The organism is Hydrogenophaga sp. UC242_53, from assembly GCF_042696965.1.
Classification (GTDB): Bacteria; Pseudomonadota; Gammaproteobacteria; order Burkholderiales; family Burkholderiaceae_C; genus Hydrogenophaga.
On sequence record NZ_CP170552.1, the window covers coordinates 2,129,346 to 2,149,937 of the forward strand.

A 20,592-nucleotide genomic window follows, 5' to 3' on the forward strand; every position below is an offset into this window, starting at 1 on the left:
GTCCGCGCGGGGCCCCGTCAGGCCCCGCCGCTGTCGACGCGCATCGCAGGATGGATGACGTCACCTTCGCTCAGGATCTGAACGTCGTCCAGCCACAGGCTGCAGCGGCGCAGTGGAAGATCGAGGTGGCAGGCGGTGTCGTTGGTGCCACCGAGTTCGAGATTCGGGCCCAGCGAGAACAGCACGTTGCCGTAGAAGGACAGCGCGTTCATCACATGCTCCAGCGGCAACTGGCGAGTCACGGAGAACTGGTACCAGCGCGCCTTCTCGTTCAATCCCCAGCCGATGTGGGAGACGGCATAGGCACGGGAATCGTGGAAGCTGTCGATGTAGCTCTTGATCAATTGCGCGTCCATGCCGTCGCCCTGGATGTCCACCACCATCCCCTGGCGAATCTCCAGCGTGACCGGGGACTGCACATACTGCTTGAACGCGCACAGGATGTCGCCCGGCTGCAGCACCACGCGGCCGTCCACCGCGCCGTCGTTGCCCTGCGTGAATGCAAAGCCCGAAGGGAAATGGTCCCAGCGGCCAGGCTCGTGGGTATAGCCGTACTCCGAAATCACGGGGTATTGCCCCAGGTGGTACGTGACATCGGTCCCCGCATCCGACGTGATGCGCATGCGCGTGGCTTTTTCCAGCAGGCCCTTGGCGTGCTCCACGCGGCGCGCCAGGTCTTCCGTGGGAAACATCTGTTTGAGCACGTGAAACGGCTCCATCACACGCAGAATGCGCACGCCCGCGGCCTGGATCTCGGCTTGCTCGCGCGAGAACAGCAGACCCACCATGTCGATCACCATGCTGGCCGACTTCAGCGTTTGCATCGCAAGGGCGTTGCCCACCAGGGGGTGACGGCCTTGAACCCCGACCGCGTTGCGCTGCCCCCGCCGAACGTTGAGGTTGAAGGTGCTGGCACCCAAGGTTTCCGCCGCCGCCATGAAGGCCTGGGCGTGGTCCTTCCATTCGTCCTCCGCCGTCAGCACCACGACGGTTTCACCGGGTTTGACCGCGCAAAGTGTGAGCTCGCGCGTGAACAGCTCCAGCATTTCGACATCCAACATCAATGTTCTCTCCTTGTGATCACGATCGATCGTGGCGTTCCAGGGTTTCACTCAGCAGGTGGCAGAAAGCCTCCGGGCTCTCGGCCTGCATCTGGTGACCGACGCCCTCGAGGCGCACGGCGTGAAGGTCGGGGCGCCGGCTGCGCATGTCGTCCACATCGGCATCGGCGACCACACCGCCTTCGCCCGCGCAGATCAGCGAGATGGGCAGGTCGGTTCGGGCGAGGTCGGCGAACATGTCCTGGCCATGGAAATCCTCGCTGGCGACGAAGACCGCGCGCTCGTCGCAGGTGGACAGCCACTCGGCACGCAGTTGCTGCAGCGCTTCGGGCCAGGGCGTCGCCGTGCTCGCGCGCAATGCCGCGGCCGCTTCACCGCGCTGCGCCGCACGGAGCAGCGCCAGCGTGCGCGCCAGCGGCACGGGGTAGGGGCGGCGGCCAGGGCCGCTGGTGGGGGGGTCCAGAAGGACCAGGGAATGCAGCCGCCCGGCGGCCAGTGCGGCGGCCCGCAAAGCGATGCGCGCGCCCATCGAGTGGCCTATGACGATGGGTTCTGGCGTCAGGCCGAGCGCTTCCACGAAAGCAATCAAATCCTGTGCGCACGCACCCACGCCATAGTCCAGATGCGCGCCGGACTCGGACAGGCCGCGACCTCGCACGTCCAGCACGTGGCAGTCGAAACGCGGCGCCAGCCGCTCAGCCACGTGTGTCCAGAGCACGGCGGGGCTCACGATGCCGGGCACGATGACGACCGGCCGCCCTTCACCCGGAAAGTGCAGGTAGTGCTGGCGGATGCCGTTGGCTCTGACGTGTCCGCCGCTTGCGGGGCTGATGGGCTTTCCGATGCGTGAATGGGATGGCATTCAATTCTGCTTGAAAGAATATCGTTTTGTCAAACAGAACCATCGAGCGCGACAACAGGCATCCCGCTCTGGCTTCGTGCTCACGGTGCCTGCCGGGCACCCCGTTTGCCCCGTTCACCCGATGCGCCGAGCGCAGTGCTGCCCTCACCCTTGCGACCAACTCCCGAGCTGTCCACCATCCTCATGATCCGCGCCCCCCTCTTCGAAGCCGAACTCCAGCGGGTCTTCCGCGACGCGGCCGGCCAGCCGGTCGCGGAGATCGCCAGTGAGGCCATGCGCATGGCGCAGGTGCTCGTGCCTGCGGTCCAGGGCGGCAGCCCGGTTCACCAGCTGATCCAGCAGCAGATTCAGTTGATGGCGCAGCAGTTGGCACTGCTGTCGGGCAGCGTGGCCCCCATGGTCGTGCCTACCCTCGCGTCCGCGGCCCCGGTCGTCACCGCCAACGAAGGCAGCCCGCCCGCGGCCACCGAGGCCGCGCGCGTCGACGCGGTGCAACGCGCCATGGTGGACCGCCCGGTCGTGGTGCGCGGCCAACGCCTCGAGCTGGAAGACCCGCGCGCGACCCATGTGGGCTTTGCCGTGCCAGCGAACGCCACCGAGCTGGCGATCGCCGCCGTCTGGGCGCGCCTGCTGAACATCGAGCGGGTCGGGCGCAACGACAACTTCTTCAACCTCGGCGGCCACTCGCTGCTCGCCCTGCGCGCCGTCCAGGGGATGCAGCACATCACCGGCGAGAAGATCGCGATCAGCCGCCTGATCTTTGAATCGCTCAGCCAGATCGCCGCTGGTATCGCGATCGAATCGGCCGCTGCCGCGCCCGACGCTTCCCCTGCGGCCGAAGTGCAGGCCGGGTCGCACGCCGAGAACGGGGAGGGCATGACCACCCTGCGCTTTGGTCACCCTGCGTCGTCCCTTTATGGCGTCTTCCATCCCAGTGGCGTGCGCGGTGCGCGCCCTCGCGCCGTGCTCTTCTGCAATCCCTTTGGCCAGGAAGCGGTGCGCATTCATCGTTTTTTCTGCGTGCTGGCCGATCGCCTGGCGCGCGCCGGCGTGGCCTGCCTTCGGTTCGACTACCACGCCAGTGGGGAATCGCTGGGCGAGGACCACGAAGCCGATCTCGATCGATGGGTCCAGGATGTGGTGGCCGCCGACGCAATGCTGCGCCAGCGAGCTGACGTGCACGAAGTGGACTGGGTTGCACCGCGCCTGGCCAGCGCCCTGGCGGTGCGGGCCTCGGCGCTGGCGCCGCAGGCACCGCGGCAACTCGTGCTCTGGGAGCCGGTCATCTCCGGAGCGCGCTATGTCGAGCACCTGCAGGCTGTGCATGCGTCGACGGTCGCCAACCTGCCAGACGGCGGCGCGCTCGCGGGCGATGAAGAGATCCTGGGCTTTGGCGTGAGTCGGCGCCTGTTGGAGCAGTTGCGCGCCGTGGAGCCCGCCGACTACGAGCGTGCGCGGGCCCGCCGCGTCGTGGTGGTCGCGCCGGGGCGGCAAACCGCTGGCGCCGGCGGGTGGGCCGCCGTCCTGCAGGGCAGGGGGGTCGACGTGCAGCGCCAGGCGTTAAGCCTCAACTTCGACTGGACCTCGGAGGAGGCCTTCAACACCGCGCTGGTTCCCGCCGACGCGCTGAACCTTCTTGCCGCGCTGCTCAGGGGAGGCCCATTTGAATGAAGTCTCCTTCAGCTACGGTTCCCGGCGGCACCTGAGCGCCACGCTGACGCTGCCCCCTGGCGAACGGCCTGCGCGCATGGGCGTCGTGCTGCTCAATGTCGGCATCATTCACCGCATGGGCCCGCACCGCTTCAACGCCAAGCTTGCCCGAGCGCTCGCCAGGGAGGGCTGGGCCACTTTGCGCATGGACCTCTCGGGTCAGGGCGACAGCGGCACGCCGGACGAAGCCCTGCCTTATGAACAACAGGCCGTAACGGACCTTCAGGCGACCATGGACCATTTCCAGCGCCTTTGCAAGGTCGAGAAATTCGCCATTGCGGGCATTTGCTCCGGTGCCTACAACGGCCTGGCGGCGGCCCTGGCGGACCACCGGGTGGCGGCCCTCTGGATGCTCGACGGTTACGCCTATCCCACGGCCAGGACAAGGTGGAATCGCTACACCGGCCAGCTGCGCGAGGCGCCGCTGCGCGCCCTCCGATCGTGGACGCGAAAGCTCGTCAGGCGCGCCGCGCGGGCCTTCAGAAACGTGGCCGACCAATCGATGACGCAGGAGTTGTGGGACTTTGGCCGAGACCCTCCGCCGCGTGAAGTCTTCGCCCTCGACGTCCAGGCGCTTGTCGATCGCGGTGTGGCTGTGTGTGTCGTTTACTCCGGCAGCATGCGCTGGCACTTCAACTACCCGGCGCAATGGCGCGACGCCTTCAGCGAGTTCGACTTCGTCGAACGCGTGCGGTGCGAGTACCTGCCGCAGGCCGATCACACCGCCACGACACTGGCGGCTCAGCAGCATTTGATCCACAGCCTGGCCGATTGGCTCCGTGGCCTTGATGCTGACTGAGACGCTGCAGCCGTGCGTCAGGCCGTGCTCGACGGCACTGCGTCTTTCGGGGTGTAGGCCAAGAGGGCTGTCTCGATCTTTTTAATTTGACATAATATACATCGTGGAAGATCAACCCACCACCTAGGAAACGGCCCTGCAGCCCTGAAGCCCGCATGGAACAAGCCCTCCGCTTCAAGGCCATGTACAGCCAGCTCGGGTTTTCTGTGGCCGACGCTGCGCACTTTCTGCAGGTCAGCACGCGCACGGTTCACCAGTGGATCTCTGGCCGTGTGCGTATCCCGTTCGCGGCCTACAAGCTGCTGCGCGTCCAGCTGCACTACGAGCTGCCCGGCGACGCCTGGAACGGCTGGCACCTGAGCGCTGGCCGGTTGTACACCCCTGAAGGCCATGAATTGCGCCCACAGGACTTCGTTTGGTGGGGTCTGCTGGTGCGGCAAGCCCGGTCGTTCAAAACGCTCTATGAGGCGAATACGGCCCTCCGTGCTGCCGCAGGGCCGGACGGAGACCGGGCAGCGGCTTGCCGCGACCGAGGCTCCGACCGGCCCGGAGGGCGTGACGTGCTAGTAACACGTCACTTTAGTCTCATGGATGACACTGCAAAACAGGCGTGTCGCTGGTGCCGAAGCAAGCAACGGCGCGGGTTCCGGGCCGATCAGGGGGGCGAATGGCCAAGCTAATAACTGTTGCAAGAACTGTTGCACCCGAAATCCTGAGTTCCATGGGGTCTCAGGCCCGGCTCTCGGTGACCTCGGTGGGCGCCCTCCTCGGGGTCTCCAGGCAGCGTGCGTCAAAGCTCCTGCGCGATGGCCGTATTGAGGGCGCTCACCCTGCCCAGGACAGCACCTGGTGGATTCCGACGCCTGTGCGGCTCAAGCCCGGCGCGCGCGGGCCGGTCTCTGGCTATGCCAGGGCCGGCTACTCGCCTAGGCGGCCGCGCCGCCTGGGCACTGTCTTGAAAGGTGGTCAGTGATGGCCATTCGTGAGCCCATGACAGAGCAACAGCGCCGAGCTCGAAACCGCGCTTACGTCGCGCGCTCGCGTGCCAATCGCGGCCGTGCTGACCAGGAAGATGCGGGGTTCGTGTACGGCCCAGCATGGCCGGTGCCTGTGCCTGCATTTGCGCCCGGCGCCTATGAGGCGCTGCAGCAGGTCTTCGGCGGGAGGTCTACCAAAGCCCTCTCGTAGGCGTTCACAAGCGAGAACGCCCAGGCAGGCAGGCCCGGGCGTCTCTGACCAAACCGAACTGAAATGGAGTTACGAAATGGCTATGGCCGATGTTATTACCAAAGCGGGTAACCAATTTGAAGAGTCCCTGCGTGAATTGGTGCAGTTGATCAAGTTGTGCCGAACCCTCGATGTTGAGGAAGAGCAGGCATGGCTCCTGACTGTGGGGCGTCTTGTTGACAGGGTTGAGCTTGAGGCTCACGCGTACATGAGCGAGGTCCACGTCACTGCGCTGCCCTATCTGCGCGATCTCGATTCGTTCGCAGCAAAAGGGGGTATGGGGGCCGTGGCCCCCATGGCGACAAGGGTGCTTGATCGCCAATCCGACCAGTCGCGGACGTAACTCAGTTACCGCCAATTAAGTCCCTCGCGGCTTGATAAGCGGTATTTATTTGCCTCCCGATTGCAGGAAATTCGCTATCATGACCAAATCAATTAGCTCGCGATATACATCGTGGAAGATCAACCCACCACCTAGGAAACGGCCCTGCAGCCCTGAAGCCCGCATGGAACAAGCCCTCCGCTTCAAGGCCATGTACAGCCAGCTCGGGTTTTCTGTGGCCGACGCTGCGCACTTTCTGCAGGTCAGCACGCGCACGGTTCACCAGTGGATCTCTGGCCGTGTGCGTATCCCGTTCGCGGCCTACAAGCTGCTGCGCGTCCAGCTGCACTACGAGCTGCCCGGCGACGCCTGGAACGGCTGGCACCTGAGCGCTGGCCGGTTGTACACCCCTGAAGGCCATGAATTGCGCCCACAGGACTTCGTTTGGTGGGGTCTGCTGGTGCGGCAAGCCCGGTCGTTCAAAACGCTCTATGAGGCGAATACGGCCCTCCGTGCTGCCGCAGGGCCGGACGGAGACCGGGCAGCGGCTTGCCGCGACCGAGGCTCCGACCGGCCCGGAGGGCGTGACGTGCTAGTAACACGTCACTTTAGTCTCATGGATGACACTGCAAAACAGGCGTGTCGCTGGTGCCGAAGCAAGCAACGGCGCGGGTTCCGGGCCGATCAGGGGGGCAAATGGCCAAGCTAATAACTGTTGCAAGAACTGTTGCACCCGAAATCCTGAGTTCCATGGGGTCTCAGGCCCGGCTCTCGGTGACCTCGGTGGGCGCCCTCCTCGGGGTCTCCAGGCAGCGTGCGTCAAAGCTCCTGCGCGATGGCCGTATTGAGGGCGCTCACCCTGCCCAGGACAGCACCTGGTGGATTCCGACGCCTGTGCGGCTCAAGCCCGGCGCGCGCGGGCCGGTCTCTGGCTATGCCAGGGCCGGCTACTCGCCTAGGCGGCCGCGCCGCCTGGGCACTGTCTTGAAAGGTGGTCAGTGATGGCCATTCGTGAGCCCATGACAGAGCAACAGCGCCGAGCTCGAAACCGCGCTTACGTCGCGCGCTCGCGTGCCAATCGCGGCCGTGCTGACCAGGAAGATGCGGGGTTCGTGTACGGCCCAGCATGGCCGGTGCCTGTGCCTGCATTTGCGCCCGGCGCCTATGAGGCGCTGCAGCAGGTCTTCGGCGGGAGGTCTACCAAAGCCCTCTCGTAGGCGTTCACAAGCGAGAACGCCCAGGCAGGCAGGCCCGGGCGTCTCTGACCAAACCGAACTGAAATGGAGTTACGAAATGGCTATGGCCGATGTTATTACCAAAGCGGGTAACCAATTTGAAGAGTCCCTGCGTGAATTGGTGCAGTTGATCAAGTTGTGCCGAACCCTCGATGTTGAGGAAGAGCAGGCATGGCTCCTGACTGTGGGGCGTCTTGTTGACAGGGTTGAGCTTGAGGCTCACGCGTACATGAGCGAGGTCCACGTCACTGCGCTGCCCTATCTGCGCGATCTCGATTCGTTCGCAGCAAAAGGGGGTATGGGGGCCGTGGCCCCCATGGCGACAAGGGTGCTTGATCGCCAATCCGACCAGTCGCGGACGTAACTCAGTTACCGCCAATTAAGTCCCTCGCGGCTTGATAAGCGGTATTTATTTGCCTCCCGATTGCAGGAAATTCGCTATCATGACCAAATCAATTAGCTCGCGATATACATCGTGGAAGATCAACCCACCACCTAGGAAACGGCCCTGCAGCCCTGAAGCCCGCATGGAACAAGCCCTCCGCTTCAAGGCCATGTACAGCCAGCTCGGGTTTTCTGTGGCCGACGCTGCGCACTTTCTGCAGGTCAGCACGCGCACGGTTCACCAGTGGATCTCTGGCCGTGTGCGTATCCCGTTCGCGGCCTACAAGCTGCTGCGCGTCCAGCTGCACTACGAGCTGCCCGGCGACGCCTGGAACGGCTGGCACCTGAGCGCTGGCCGGTTGTACACCCCTGAAGGCCATGAATTGCGCCCACAGGACTTCGTTTGGTGGGGTCTGCTGGTGCGGCAAGCCCGGTCGTTCAAAACGCTCTATGAGGCGAATACGGCCCTCCGTGCTGCCGCAGGGCCGGACGGAGACCGGGCAGCGGCTTGCCGCGACCGAGGCTCCGACCGGCCCGGAGGGCGTGACGTGCTAGTAACACGTCACTTTAGTCTCATGGATGACACTGCAAAACAGGCGTGTCGCTGGTGCCGAAGCAAGCAACGGCGCGGGTTCCGGGCCGATCAGGGGGGCAAATGGCCAAGCTAATAACTGTTGCAAGAACTGTTGCACCCGAAATCCTGAGTTCCATGGGGTCTCAGGCCCGGCTCTCGGTGACCTCGGTGGGCGCCCTCCTCGGGGTCTCCAGGCAGCGTGCGTCAAAGCTCCTGCGCGATGGCCGTATTGAGGGCGCTCACCCTGCCCAGGACAGCACCTGGTGGATTCCGACGCCTGTGCGGCTCAAGCCCGGCGCGCGCGGGCCGGTCTCTGGCTATGCCAGGGCCGGCTACTCGCCTAGGCGGCCGCGCCGCCTGGGCACTGTCTTGAAAGGTGGTCAGTGATGGCCATTCGTGAGCCCATGACAGAGCAACAGCGCCGAGCTCGAAACCGCGCTTACGTCGCGCGCTCGCGTGCCAATCGCGGCCGTGCTGACCAGGAAGATGCGGGGTTCGTGTACGGCCCAGCATGGCCGGTGCCTGTGCCTGCATTTGCGCCCGGCGCCTATGAGGCGCTGCAGCAGGTCTTCGGCGGGAGGTCTACCAAAGCCCTCTCGTAGGCGTTCACAAGCGAGAACGCCCAGGCAGGCAGGCCCGGGCGTCTCTGACCAAACCGAACTGAAATGGAGTTACGAAATGGCTATGGCCGATGTTATTACCAAAGCGGGTAACCAATTTGAAGAGTCCCTGCGTGAATTGGTGCAGTTGATCAAGTTGTGCCGAACCCTCGATGTTGAGGAAGAGCAGGCATGGCTCCTGACTGTGGGGCGTCTTGTTGACAGGGTTGAGCTTGAGGCTCACGCGTACATGAGCGAGGTCCACGTCACTGCGCTGCCCTATCTGCGCGATCTCGATTCGTTCGCAGCAAAAGGGGGTATGGGGGCCGTGGCCCCCATGGCGACAAGGGTGCTTGATCGCCAATCCGACCAGTCGCGGACGTAACTCAGTTACCGCCAATTAAGTCCCTCGCGGCTTGATAAGCGGTATTTATTTGCCTCCCGATTGCAGGAAATTCGCTATCATGACCAAATCAATTAGCTCGCGATATACATCGTAGAATGTGTAAAGGATATCTGAAACCCAGCGTCTCAGGTCCCCCGAGGACTCTGTCTCGGGCTGAAAACGGTCCCGCCCCGAGCTCAGCTCGCGACAGCCAGAATCACATCCGACGCTTTCACCAGCGCCGTTGCGGAGGCGCCTGGTGTCAGCGCAAGTTCGGCGACAGCGCCTTGCGTGACGATCGCCACGACCTCCAGGCCATCCTCGGTCTTGAGAGTGACTTCCGCGTTCACCGCGCCCGGCGTCAGCGCGTGCAACTTGCCTTCGATGCGGTTGCGCGCCGAAATCTTGGCGCCTTGCAGGTCGGTGGCCAGCAGCACAGACGATGCTTTCACCAGCGCGATCACCGCCTGCTCGGTCTTGAGTCCCAGGGCTTGTGTGCTTTCCCGGGTGATGATGGCCGCGAGCCGCTGTCCACCAGGCAAGGTCACTTCGACCTCATCGTTGACCGCGCCCGAGCGCACGGCCGTGACTTTTCCCATCCATTGGTTGCGCGCGCTGGTCTTCATGTTCAGTACCTTCAAAAGGGAGAATTCCTGATCCAGGTCCATCGAGCCCTGGTCCAGAAGTTCGACAAAACGTTGGTGAATGGCGTCTACCTGTTCATAGCGCTCGATCAACTTCCGGCCATGCTCGGTCAAGTGAGTGGACCCACCTCCTCTGCCCCCGACGGCGCGCTCGATCAGGGGCGTTCGAGACAGCGCGTTCATCTTGTTGATGGCATCCCAGGCGGCCTTGTAGCTCATGCCGAAGGCCTTGGCGGCCTGTGTGATGGAGCCGTGCTGGTCGACGGCGCGCAGCAAGGCCACCCGCCCATGCCCACCCAGGCTGTCTCCACCGACCGAGATCCAGATCGATCCGCGGACATCCAGCCGATCGCCGCCTTTGCGCCTTCTTGTCACCATGCCCGTTCCCGCTTGTTGTCCGCCGTCTTGACCAGATTTTGAGCATAGCAGTCACAGGCGCGGCTACTCGCGCAGTTCCGGTGGCGTTCCGGGGCTCTCGACGACTTTGCCCCCGTCGATGCAGATCACCTGCTCCGCCAGGCAGTTCACGTCGTCGTCGTCGTGGGTGATCAGCAGCATCGGCAGCTGGATCTGCATCTGCAGCGCCTTGAGTTCGTCTCTCAGGCGCCGCCGAAGTCCCTTGTCCAGGGCCGCGAACGGTTCGTCCAGCAGCAAGGCGCGCGGGTTGGTGACCAAGGCCCGGGCCAGCGCGGTGCGCTGTCGCTGCCCGCCGGAAATCTGGTGGGGATAGTGACCCGCCACCGATTCCAGGTGGAACGTCGAAATCCAGCGCTGCACGCTTTCGTCCGCGATGGCCTTGTTCGGGTTCTTCCAACCCCGGCGCAAGGCGAAGGCCACGTTCTGGACGACGGTCAGGTGGGGAAAGAGTGCGTATTCCTGGAACACGTAGGCGAGATGCCGTTCCTGTGGCGTGGCGACCATGCCCCGGGCGGTGTCGCAGAGCACCTGCCCAGCCACCACCACCCTCGCCTCGTCCGGTGTTCCAAGGCCCGCGATCATGCGCAGCGTCTGGGTTTTGCCGGCCCCCGATGGGCCAAAAATCACCACGCGCTGGGCCGAGGTCTGGAAGCTCACATCGAGCTCGAACTGCGAGCCTCCTTGCCGCAGGAGCTTGCGCAGCCTCACATCCCAGACCATGGCCGGAGCCTTTGCATCGGTATCGCCATCCATGCGAGAGGATGCCATGGCCAGAGGAAGCGTGTTGTCCCGGTACATCTCAAGCCCGCGCGGCCACGCGGCCCGGCACCAGGCGGCCCGCGCTCAGCAGCACCACCATGCAGGTGATCGAGGTCACCGCCACGAGGAAGTTCGCGGTGTGATCCTGGCCGGCCTGCACCGCTTCGTAGACGGCGATGGACAGGGTCTGCGTCTTGCCCGCGATGCTGCCGGCCACCATCAGCGTGGCGCCGAACTCACCCAGCGCCCGGGCGAACGACAGCAGCAGGCCCGCGAGAATGCCGCGCCACGCCAGAGGCAACGACACCCGGAAGAACACCGCCCACTCGTTGATGCCGAGGGTGCGGGCCGCATCCTCCAGTTGCGGGTCCACCGTTTCGAAAGCCGCGCGCGCGGCCTTGAACACCAGGGGGAAAGACACGATGGTGGCCGCGATGATGGCGGCCGGCACCGTGAAGATGAGACGCAGGCCGAAGTGTTCGAGCAGCCAGGTACCCAGCACGCCGTGGGTGCCGATGACCACCAGCAGGTAGTAGCCCAGCACCGTCGGTGGCATCACCATGGGCAGCGTCAGCGCGGCGTCCACCACCTCACGGCCGGGGAAGCGCCAGCGCGCCAGCGCGTAGCCGACACCGACACCGAGCAGCAGGTTGATGGCGGTGGCCCAGCCCGCCACCTTGAGGGTGAGTGCGAGGGGTATCCAGGCTTCGGCCACGGGGCGTTCCGGTTCTCGAAATCAGGGCTTGCCGAAGCCGTACTTGCTGAGGATGGCCTGGGCCGGCGGGGTGAACAGGAAGTCGACGAACTTCTCACCCTGCGCGGCATTGGGGCCGGCGGGCAGTGGTGCCACGGGGTACAGGATCGGCTTGGGGGTCGGCACCGTGAGCGCGACCTTCACCTTGTCCAACATGATGGCGGCGTCCGTCGAATAGACGAAGCCGGCATCGACCTCCCCTCGCGCCACGTAGTCCAGGGCCTGGCGCACGTTGGTGGCGCCGATCATCTTGGGCTCGATCGCGCCCCAGAGGTTGGCGCCTTCCAGCACGCTCTTGGTGTAGCGGCCCACCGGCACGCTGGCGGGAAGGCCGATGGCGATGCGGGCATAGGCCGGCTGGGTGAGATCGTTGGTCGATTTCGGCACGTTGGCGCTGGCGCTGGGCACGATGACCACCAGGGCGTTGGACACGAAGTTGCGGCGCTGGGCTTCCTTCACCAGACCCTGGGTTTGGGCCTGGTCCATGGTTTCCTGGTCGGCGCTGGCAAAGACATCGGCCGGCGCGCCCTTGGCGATTTGCTGCAGCAAGGCGCCCGAAGCGGCGAAGTTGAGTTGCACCTTGGTGCCCGGATTCGCCGATTCGAACAGGGGCGCGATTTCGCGGAAGGCGTTAGTCAGGCTGGCCGCGGCCGAGACCGTGACGTCGGCCGCGTGCGAGGCGAAGGCAAAGCCGGCGGCCAGAGCGAAGGCCAGAGAGCGGGTGGCGAAGGTTTTCATGGGCATCTCATGGAAGGTGGTGGATCGCAATATCAAAGTATATACAGCGATGCGCATATTTTTCTGCATGAGTTTGATTTTCAAAGGAAATATGACGAGCCTATCGAAGTATCAACATCTACCTTTCGAACGAAGATCAAGGCGAAAAAAAGCCCGGGCCACTTTGCAGCGGCCCGGGCTTGGTGAAGAGATTGGGCGCGCGATGCGCCCGGCGCTTCAGTCCTCGACGAAGGCTTCTTCGCGTTTTTTCTTGATCGATGGCAGCAGCACGATGAGCAGCAAGGCCACGGCCACGGCCAGCAAGGAGGCGGAGATCGGGCGGGTCACGAAGACCGACCAGTCGCCACGCGAGATCAGCAGGGCGCGGCGCAGGTACTCCTCCATCATCGGGCCCAGGATGAAGCCGAGCAGCAAGGGCGCCGGCTCGCAACCGAGCTTGATGAAGATGTAGCCGATCACGCCGAACAGCGCCACCATCCAGATGTCGAAGCTGTTGTTGTTGGTCGAGTACACACCGATCGCGCAGAACAGCACGATGGCCGGGAACAGCCAGCGGTAAGGCACGGCCAGCAGCTTGATCCACATGCCGATCAGCGGCAGGTTCAAGATGATCAGCATGGCGTTGCCGATCCACATGGAAGCGATCAGACCCCAGAACAGTTCCGGGTTGCTGGTCATGACCTGCGGGCCCGGCTGGATGTTGTGAATGGTCATGGCACCGACCATCAGCGCCATCACGGCGTTGGGCGGAATGCCCAGCGTGAGCAGCGGGATGAACGAGGTCTGCGCGCCGGCGTTGTTGGCGGACTCGGGGCCGGCCACGCCACGGATGTTGCCCTTGCCGAACGGGATCTCACCGGGCTTGAGCTTGACCTTCTTCTCGATCGTGTAGGCGGCGAAAGCCGACAGCAGCGCACCACCGCCAGGCAGGATGCCCAGCGCGGAACCCAGGGCCGTGCCACGCAAAACGGCCGGCAGCATGTGCTTGAAGTCTTCCTTGGTGGGCATCAGGCCGTGCACCTTGTCGGTGAACACCTGGCGCTCGCCTTCGGGGTGGGACAGGTTGTGGATGATTTCGCCGTAGCCGAACACGCCCATGGCGATCACGACGAAGCTGATGCCGTCGGTGAGTTCAGGCACGTCGAAGCTGAAGCGGGCCACGCCCGAGTTCACGTCGGTGCCCACCAAGCCCAGCAGCAGGCCCAGCACGATCATGGCCAGCGCCTTGACGAGCGAACCCGAAGCCAGCACCACGGCGCCGATCAGACCCACGATCATGAGCGAGAAGTACTCGGCGGGGCCGAAGCTCAGGGCCACCTCGGTCAGCGGCGGCGCGAACGCGGCCAGCACCAAGGTGCCGACGCAACCCGCGAAGAACGAACCCAGACCAGCGGCGGCCAGCGCGGGGCCTGCCCGGCCCTTCTTCGCCATCTGGTGGCCGTCGATCACGGTCACCACCGAAGACGACTCGCCCGGCAGGTTGACCAGAATGGCCGTGGTGGAGCCGCCGTACTGCGCGCCGTAGTAGATACCGGCCAGCATGATCAGTGCGGCCACGGGCGGCAGGCCGTAGGTGGCGGGCAGCAGCATGGCGATGGTGGCGACCGGGCCGATGCCGGGCAGCACGCCGATCAGGGTGCCCAGCAGGCAACCCACCAGGGCGTAGAGGATGTTCTGGAAAGTGAAGGCGACGCCGAAGCCCAGCGCCAGATGGTCAAAAAGTTCCATGAAAAGAGTCTCCGGATCAGGCGGTCAGGAACGCAGGCCACACCGGGAACTGCAGATTCAATGCGTAGACAAAGGCGCCGTAGCTGCCAACGGCAAGGATGGTCGCGAGGATCACCGACTCCTTGAGGCTGGAGTTGGGGCGCGCGTAGCCGGCGATGAGGACCAGTGCGTAGATCGCGACGATCAGGCCGAAGGCGGGAAGGCCCACGCTTGGCAGGCCGACGAGCAGGATGCCGAAAGCCAGGTTGGCGCCGATGATGAAGCCCAGGGGGCGCCAGGCAATGCTGCCGATGGGGTCACCATCGATGGCCTTGCTCTTGAATGACTGCAGCGTCACGATCACTCCCAGCCCCGCCAGGACGATGCCTAGCAACAGTGGGAAGTAGCCTGGGCCCATGCGCGCCGCGCTGCCAACCGTGAAGTTGGTCGCTCCGATGGCAAACGTGATGCCAACGATGGTGAACATGAGTCCAGAGAAAAAGTCCTTTTGGCTTGCCAATTTCACGGCGTCTCCTCAATTTGTGGGTGTCGGGGGCGATTTTGATGCGGCCGCGCCATTTGGCGCATGTGGGTTACACCTACTCCAGGCCAGTTCGACCAGAGGCCTGCGGGTCGCAGGCCTGGCTTCACCACTTGCCTTTGGGCTGCTGGGCGCGCACAAAGGCCGCAATGATATCGGCGGAAGCCTGCCGATTCGCCTGCCGCGCGAAATCAATCGCGGTCAGTCCCCGTTCGTTCCTGAGCAGGGGGTCGGCGCCCTCCTCCAGCAACAGCTTGACCACGCCCGCGCTGCCGTATTGGGCGGCCATCATGAGGGGCGTGGTCTTGTTGGGCGACTCGGCGTCGATGTAGGCGTGGTGTTCGAGCAGCAGGCGCACCATGGCCGCGCTGTTGTCGCCGCCGTGGCTGGCGGCGTAGTGCAAGGGCGTCCAGCCCGGCTTGTTGACCTCGGCCTTGCGCGCGATCAGCCGTTTCGCCAGATCCAGCTGGCCCTTGATCGCCGCGATCATCAGGGGGCTCTCGTCCTTGCTGGTGCGAGCTTCCACGTCCACCTTGTTCTGGCTCAGCAGAAAGTCGGTCACCTGCGGCGCGTCGCCGCGAATCGCAAGGTACAAGGCGTGTTCGCCCGCGGCGTTGCGGGTGTTCAGGTCGAAACCCCGCTGCCCGAGCTGCCGCACGGTCGCGACGTCGTCTTTCGCGATGGCGATGAAGAAGTCGTCGAACGAGTTGGCCCAGGCCGAACCCGTGCATGCCAGGATCAAGCCAGCGATCCATTTAAAAACAAGGTGTTTTTTAATATTTCTCATGTATTGGATGAGGATTTTTATGCCAATGGCGTGGCGGTCACCTGGTCAAACAGCTGCTCGAAATTGCGGCTGGTGGCTTCGGCCACGGCCTCCACGCTGAGTCCCTTGAGCTCGGCGACCTGCTTGGCGACCCAGGGCACGTAAGCCGGCGTGTTCGTCTTGCCGCGGTAGGGCACGGGTGCGAGGTAGGGGCTGTCGGTCTCGATGAGGGTGCGGTCCAGCGGCACATAGGCGGCCACCTCGCGCAGATCGGCCGCGGTGCGAAACGTCAGGATGCCGGAGAAAGAAATGAAGAAGCCAAGGTCGAGCGCGGCACGGGCCACCGACATGCTTTCGGTGAAGCAGTGAAAGACCCCCTTTGCCGGCGCCAGCCCGGCGGCGGTGTCGGAGGCGAAACCGCCCTCCTCGCGCAGGATCGCCACTGTGTCGTCGGACGCGCTGCGGGTGTGGATCACCAAGGGCAGCGCGGTCTGGCGGGCGGCGCGGATGTGGACGCGAAACCGCTCGCGCTGCCACTCCATGTCGGCCACCGTGCGGTCGCCCAGGCGGTAGTAGTCCAGCCCGGTTTCACCGATGCCCACCACCCGCGGGCGGGCCGCGCGTTCCAGCAGGTCCTCGAGCGTGGGCTCCTGCACTTCGTCGCTGTCGGGATGCACGCCCACGGTGGACCAGAGGTGGTCGTGGTCGCGGGCGAGGCTGTAGACGTCTTCGAATTCTTCCAGCGTGGTGCAGATGCACAGGGCCCGGTCGACCTGGGCTTGCGACATGGCGTCGAGGATGCCGGGCAGTTGGGCCCGGAGCTCGGGAAAGCTGAGGTGGCAGTGGGAGTCGGTGAACATACGGAAAAGGTGCCGGCACGAAAAAGCCGATGGGCACCGCATTGTGCGCCGCATCGGCTGACCGGGAATCGGGGTGTCAGAGTGTCTGGGTGGCGCGGTCGGAACCGAGGCTGGAGCCCAGGATCTCCTCGATCTTCAATTTGAGCTGGCGCGACTTCTCGTCGGCCGGGAACCGGATGCCCACGCCCTGCGTGCGGGCCCCCTGGGCCTTGGCGGGAGTGACCCAGGCCACCTTGCCCGCGACCGGGTAACGCTGCGGGTCGTCGGGCAGGCTGAGCAGCACGTACACGTCATCGCCCAGCCGGTATTCGCGCGAAGAAGGGATGAAGATGCCGCCATCGGCGAACAAGGGGATGTAAGCGGCGTACAGCGCCGCCTTTTCCTTGATGGAGAGCTGGATCACGCTCGGCCGCGCCGCCGCGGCCGATGGAGGGGGGGAGGTGCTCATGGTTGGCGAGTTTAGCGGCAATACCCTGCCGCGCGGGTGGTTTTAAGGCCGTGTGTCAGCCCTTGCGCCCCGCCCCGCCGGCCAGCACCTGCCGGGTGCGCGCCGCCCAGGCTTCCTGCATCAGGCCGGCGTTGTAGGGGTGCTCGACCGAGCGCGCGGCGCTCATGAGCTCGCGCGACCACTGCGCCAGCGCGCCCCAGCGGGGTGCGGGGGGCAGTTGATCGGTCTGGAAAAAGCGCGCGGGCGCGCCCGCGGCCCGGGCCATGAGGTCGTGGCACAGCTTCTGCAGCACGGCGAGTTGCTGGGCCGGCGGCCAGCCATTGAGGGTGCCCCAATCGCCTCGGGCCAACGCCTGGGGCAGTTGCGCCCAGGTCGCGCCCTGCAAACCGGTGGCCGCCCAGGCCAGGGCATCGTCGGGCCGGCCACCGGCGGCCTGCAGCCACACGGCGGCCTGCGCGCGGTCCACCGCCTTGTTGCCGTCGGTGGCCTGTTGCACCAGCCAGTCCAGCGCCTCGGCCTCCTCGGGCCACACCATGCTGTGGGTCTGGCAGCGGCTGCGGATGGTGGGCAGCAGCTGGTGCGCGGCTTCGGTGGAGAGCACGAAGCGCACTTCCCCCACCGGTTCTTCCAGCGTCTTGAGCAAGGTGTTGGCCGACTCGATGTTCATGCGCTCGGCCGGGTGCACCAGGATCACCTTGGTGCGGCCGCGCGAGCGCGTGAACTGCGTGAAGCCCACCGCCTCGCGCGCCGCCTCCACGCGGATGAGCTTGCTGGCCTTGCGCTTCTTGTCGTCGATTTCTTTCTGCGCGCCCTCGTCCAGCGGCCAGCCGAGTTCCAGGCTCAGGGTCTCAGGCATAAGCGCGCACAGGTCGGCATGGGTGCGCACGTCGATCGCATGGCAGCTGCCACAGACACCGCAGGCCCCATCGGGGGTCGGCTGCTCGCACAGCCAGGCGCGGGCCAGTGCCAGCGCGAGGTCGTACTGGCCCAGGCCCGACGGGCCGGACAGCAGCAGGGCGTGGCCGCGCTGGGCCAGCAGGCCGCGCAGCTGTTTCTGCAGCCAGGGTGCGAGCGGGCTCATGCGCGGGCCTCGGTGGGTTGAAGCCAGCCACGCTGTTCGAACGCCTGGCGCACCTGCTGCCAGACCTCGGCCTTGGGCTGGTCGGACGCGATGCGGGCAAAGCGCTCGGGCGCGCCTTCCATGCGCTGGGCGTAGCCCGTCGCCACCCGCTCGAAGAACGCCTGCGGTTGCGACTCGAAACGGTCGGGCACGCGGGCGGAGGCCAGGCGCTGCGCGGCCACGGCGGGCGGCAGGTCGAACCACACCGTGAGGTCGGGGTGGCGCAGCGCGTCCGTGCCAGGCTGCGCCTGAACCCAGCGCTCCAGCTGCCGCAGGACCTCGAGGTCGAACCCACGGCCGCTGCCTTGGTAGGCGAAGGTGGCGTCGGTGAACCGGTCGCACAGCACCACCTCACCCCGCGCCAGGGCGGGTTCGATGACCTGTTGCAGGTGATCGCGGCGCGCCGCGAACATCAACAGGGCCTCGCTCAGCGGGTCCATGGCGTCGTTCAGCACCAGTTCGCGGAGCTTTTCCGCCAGCGGGGTGCCACCGGGCTCGCGGGTGAGCGAGACGCTGCGGCCCGCCGCCCGGAAGGCGTCGGCCAGCGAGGCGATGTGGGTGGACTTGCCCGCGCCGTCGATGCCTTCGAAGGTGATGAAGAGTCCGGCCGGATGCATGTGCGGAAGTGGGGTGGGCGCCTGCACGGGATCAGCGGCGCAGGATGTAGCGCTGGACCGCGGCATTGTGCTCTTCGAGGGTGGCGCTGAACTGGCTGGAGCCGTCGCCGCGCGAGACGAAATAGATGGCGTTGGTGGGCTGGGGACGCACCGCCGCCAGCAGCGAGGCCATGCCCGGAATGGCGATGGGCGTGGGCGGCAGGCCGGCGCGGGTGTAGGTGTTGTAGGCGGTGTCGGTCTGCAGGTCGACCCGGCGCAGGTTGCCGTCAAAACGTTCGCCCAGGCCGTAGATCACCGCCGGATCGGTCTGCAGCCGCATGCCGATGCGCAGGCGGTTGGAGAACACCCCCGCGACGCGCCGGCGGTCGCTCTCGAGGCCGGTTTCCTTTTCGACGATGCTGGCCAGGATGAGCGCTTCATCGGGCGTGCGCAGCGGCGATGCCGGGTCGCGCTGCTCCCACACCTGGGTCAGGCGCTGCTCCATGGCCTGCGCGGCCTGGCGCAGCACGCTGGAGGCCGGCGCGCGCGTGACCACGCGGTAGGTGTCCGGGAAGAAGCGCCCTTCGGGATGCCGGCCCGGGTAACCGATGAGCGCCATGATGTCGTTCTGGCTCATGCCCTCGATGTCCTGCGTGAGGTCGGGCGAGGTGCGCACGGCCTGCAGCACCTGGCGGATGTTCCAGCCTTCCAGCAGGGTGATGCTGCGCAGCGCCTGTTCGCCGCGCACCAGCTTGGACAGCAGCGCCCGAGGCGTGGTGCCGGGTGCGATTTCGTAGGTGCCGGCCTTGATGTCGCGGGCCTGGCCGGAAAAGCGGAACCACGCATACAGCAACTGCGAGGGTGTGTTCACGCCGGAGGCCTGCAGGGTGTCGGCCACCGACTGGGCCGAGGCCCCGGGCTCGATCGTGACGAGCAGCGGGTTCTGTGCCGAGGTGCTTGCCGCCAGGGGCAGCGGTTGCTGCAGCCACCACATGCCGCCCGCGGCCAGCAGCATGCCCAGCAGCAGGGACACAACCAGCAACATTTTCAGGAGACGGATCACAGGCTTGGGCTCGGCAGGGACAAGGCGTGGAGGGGCGGCGGGGAACCGGGCCGGCCATGATAATCGACGCCATGAGCACCTCGACGATCCCCTCCAGCATCCCCGACGGCCTGGCCAGCAAGCGGCGTTGCCCCGCTGCCGCACCTGGGTGTGATCCGGGTGGAAGGCGAAGACGCCGCGAAGTTCCTGCAGGGTCAGCTCACGCAGGATTTCGCCGTGCTCGGCCAGTCCGAGGCCCGCCTGGCCGCGTTCTGCTCGGCCAAGGGCCGCATGCAGGCCAGCTTCGTGGGCTTCAAGCGCGGCCCCGACGAGATCCTGCTGGTCTGCAGCCGCGACCTGCTGGCCACCACGCTCAAGCGCCTGTCCATGTTCGTGCTGCGCGCCAAGGCCAGACTCAGTGACGCCAGCGAGGCCTACGCCCTCTTCGGCCTGGTGGGCAGCGCCGTGCCGCCGGCCCTGCCGCCCACCTTGTGGAGCCAGTGGCGCGATGGTGAGGCCAGCGTGGTGCGCCTGTACCCGGCCGAGGGCCTGGCGAGAGCCCTGTGGGTTGCGCCCGTGCAAACCGAGGCGCCGGCGGGGGGCGCCATGGCCGAGCCGCTGTGGCAATGGCTGGACGTTCGCAGCGGCGTGCGCACCTTGAGCCAGCCGGTGTTCGAGGCCTTTGTGCCGCAGATGCTGAACTACGAATCGGTCGGCGGCGTGAACTTCAAGAAGGGCTGCTACCCCGGCCAGGAGGTGGTGGCCCGCAGCCAGTTCCGCGGCACGCTCAAGCGCCGCGCCTATCTGGTGCATGGCCAGACACCCATGGCGGCCGGCCAGGATGTGTTCCATGACGGCGACGCCGAACAACCCTGCGGCACCGTGGTGCAGGCGGCGGCCCATCCTTCGGGTGGTTTCGATGCCATCGTCTCGCTGCAGACCAGCGCGGCCGCGCAAGGCAGCCTGCACATCGGCGGCGCGCAGGGCCCGGCGCTGCAACTGCTGCCCCTGCCCTACCCCTTGCTGGACGACATCTGAGCAA

22 protein-coding genes and 1 pseudogene are annotated in these 20,592 nt (G+C 65.6%); 9 read left to right on the top strand and 14 right to left on the bottom strand.

All coding sequences use genetic code 11. From position 1 onward, the window contains the following. Positions 1-17 precede the first annotated feature (17 nt). Positions 18-1,061, bottom strand: a complete 1,044-nt coding sequence (locus ACFJI0_RS10680) for a leucyl aminopeptidase (protein WP_382324846.1) — start codon at positions 1,059-1,061, stop codon at positions 18-20. Positions 1,062-1,080: 19 nt separating this feature from the next. Continuing rightward, entirely contained in the window at positions 1,081-1,803 is a 723-nt protein-coding gene (locus ACFJI0_RS10685; protein WP_382324848.1) for an alpha/beta fold hydrolase, read from the bottom strand. A gap of 303 nt (positions 1,804-2,106) precedes the next feature. Between ACFJI0_RS10685 and ACFJI0_RS10690 the strand changes: the two genes are divergently transcribed. The 8 genes from ACFJI0_RS10690 (at position 2,107) to ACFJI0_RS10725 (ending at position 9,158) form a co-directional block, all read left to right on the top strand. Beyond that, complete coding sequence (locus tag ACFJI0_RS10690) at positions 2,107-3,594, top strand: phosphopantetheine-binding protein (RefSeq protein ID WP_382324850.1); 1,488 nt, start codon at positions 2,107-2,109, stop codon at positions 3,592-3,594. Next, the gene (locus ACFJI0_RS10695) at positions 3,587-4,432 is read left to right on the top strand and encodes an alpha/beta fold hydrolase (RefSeq protein WP_382324852.1); all 846 of its coding nucleotides are present in this window, start codon (positions 3,587-3,589) and stop codon (positions 4,430-4,432) included. Before ACFJI0_RS10690 ends, ACFJI0_RS10695 begins: the two co-directional genes overlap by 8 nt. A gap of 155 nt (positions 4,433-4,587) precedes the next feature. Next, positions 4,588-5,112, top strand: coding sequence for a VC1465 family Xer recombination activation factor (locus ACFJI0_RS10700; protein ID WP_382324854.1), 525 nt, complete (start codon positions 4,588-4,590; stop codon positions 5,110-5,112). Positions 5,113-5,696: 584 nt separating this feature from the next. Next, positions 5,697-6,002 (top strand): hypothetical protein, encoded by a 306-nt coding sequence (locus tag ACFJI0_RS10705; protein ID WP_382324856.1) that lies wholly within the window; start codon positions 5,697-5,699, stop codon positions 6,000-6,002. Between the two features lie 163 nt (positions 6,003-6,165). Beyond that, the gene (locus ACFJI0_RS10710; RefSeq protein ID WP_382324858.1) at positions 6,166-6,690 is read left to right on the top strand and encodes a VC1465 family Xer recombination activation factor; all 525 of its coding nucleotides are present in this window, start codon (positions 6,166-6,168) and stop codon (positions 6,688-6,690) included. A 584-nt stretch (positions 6,691-7,274) separates the two neighbouring features. Further along, positions 7,275-7,580, top strand: coding sequence for a hypothetical protein (locus ACFJI0_RS10715; protein WP_382324856.1), 306 nt, complete (start codon positions 7,275-7,277; stop codon positions 7,578-7,580). A gap of 163 nt (positions 7,581-7,743) precedes the next feature. Then, positions 7,744-8,268 (top strand): VC1465 family Xer recombination activation factor, encoded by a 525-nt coding sequence (locus ACFJI0_RS10720; protein WP_382324858.1) that lies wholly within the window; start codon positions 7,744-7,746, stop codon positions 8,266-8,268. 584 nt (positions 8,269-8,852) lie between these two features. Beyond that, positions 8,853-9,158 (top strand): hypothetical protein, encoded by a 306-nt coding sequence (locus ACFJI0_RS10725; protein ID WP_382324856.1) that lies wholly within the window; start codon positions 8,853-8,855, stop codon positions 9,156-9,158. A gap of 197 nt (positions 9,159-9,355) precedes the next feature. On the opposite strand, the gene ACFJI0_RS10730 is transcribed toward ACFJI0_RS10725, so the two are convergent. The 12 genes from ACFJI0_RS10730 to mltG form a co-directional block, all read right to left on the bottom strand. Further along, positions 9,356-10,180, bottom strand: a complete 825-nt coding sequence (locus ACFJI0_RS10730; RefSeq protein ID WP_382324859.1) for a TOBE domain-containing protein — start codon at positions 10,178-10,180, stop codon at positions 9,356-9,358. A 63-nt stretch (positions 10,181-10,243) separates the two neighbouring features. Then, entirely contained in the window at positions 10,244-10,939 is a 696-nt protein-coding gene (locus tag ACFJI0_RS10735; protein ID WP_382325608.1) for an ABC transporter ATP-binding protein, read from the bottom strand. A 79-nt stretch (positions 10,940-11,018) separates the two neighbouring features. Next, positions 11,019-11,693 (bottom strand): molybdate ABC transporter permease subunit, encoded by a 675-nt coding sequence (gene modB / locus ACFJI0_RS10740; protein WP_382324861.1) that lies wholly within the window; start codon positions 11,691-11,693, stop codon positions 11,019-11,021. Between the two features lie 21 nt (positions 11,694-11,714). Further along, the gene (gene modA, locus ACFJI0_RS10745; RefSeq protein ID WP_382324863.1) at positions 11,715-12,470 is read right to left on the bottom strand and encodes a molybdate ABC transporter substrate-binding protein; all 756 of its coding nucleotides are present in this window, start codon (positions 12,468-12,470) and stop codon (positions 11,715-11,717) included. 216 nt (positions 12,471-12,686) lie between these two features. Next, a complete protein-coding gene (locus tag ACFJI0_RS10750; RefSeq protein WP_297394260.1) occupies positions 12,687-14,198 on the bottom strand; it encodes a tripartite tricarboxylate transporter permease in 1,512 nt (503 codons plus the stop codon). Between the two features lie 16 nt (positions 14,199-14,214). Beyond that, on the bottom strand, positions 14,215-14,703 hold the full coding sequence (locus tag ACFJI0_RS10755; RefSeq protein WP_382157876.1) for a tripartite tricarboxylate transporter TctB family protein: 489 nt from the start codon (positions 14,701-14,703) through the stop codon (positions 14,215-14,217). A gap of 121 nt (positions 14,704-14,824) precedes the next feature. Next, positions 14,825-15,460, bottom strand: coding sequence for an ankyrin repeat domain-containing protein (locus ACFJI0_RS10760; protein WP_382324866.1), 636 nt, complete (start codon positions 15,458-15,460; stop codon positions 14,825-14,827). 62 nt (positions 15,461-15,522) lie between these two features. Further along, complete coding sequence (locus tag ACFJI0_RS10765) at positions 15,523-16,344, bottom strand: TatD family hydrolase (protein WP_382324868.1); 822 nt, start codon at positions 16,342-16,344, stop codon at positions 15,523-15,525. A 76-nt stretch (positions 16,345-16,420) separates the two neighbouring features. Then, positions 16,421-16,792 (bottom strand): PilZ domain-containing protein, encoded by a 372-nt coding sequence (locus ACFJI0_RS10770; RefSeq protein ID WP_291119507.1) that lies wholly within the window; start codon positions 16,790-16,792, stop codon positions 16,421-16,423. Positions 16,793-16,847: 55 nt separating this feature from the next. Next, positions 16,848-17,873: a DNA polymerase III subunit delta' gene (locus tag ACFJI0_RS10775; RefSeq protein ID WP_382324870.1), complete on the bottom strand. Its 1,026-nt coding sequence runs from the start codon at positions 17,871-17,873 to the stop codon at positions 16,848-16,850. Next, complete coding sequence (gene tmk, locus ACFJI0_RS10780; protein ID WP_382324872.1) at positions 17,870-18,529, bottom strand: dTMP kinase; 660 nt, start codon at positions 18,527-18,529, stop codon at positions 17,870-17,872. Before tmk ends, ACFJI0_RS10775 begins: the two co-directional genes overlap by 4 nt. A gap of 31 nt (positions 18,530-18,560) precedes the next feature. Further along, positions 18,561-19,553: an endolytic transglycosylase MltG gene (gene mltG, locus ACFJI0_RS10785; protein ID WP_291119500.1), complete on the bottom strand. Its 993-nt coding sequence runs from the start codon at positions 19,551-19,553 to the stop codon at positions 18,561-18,563. A gap of 138 nt (positions 19,554-19,691) precedes the next feature. Between mltG and ACFJI0_RS10790 the strand changes: the two are divergent. After that, a pseudogene (locus ACFJI0_RS10790) lies at positions 19,692-20,588 on the top strand (YgfZ/GcvT domain-containing protein); the annotation flags it as partial. Positions 20,589-20,592: the final 4 nt, after the last annotated feature.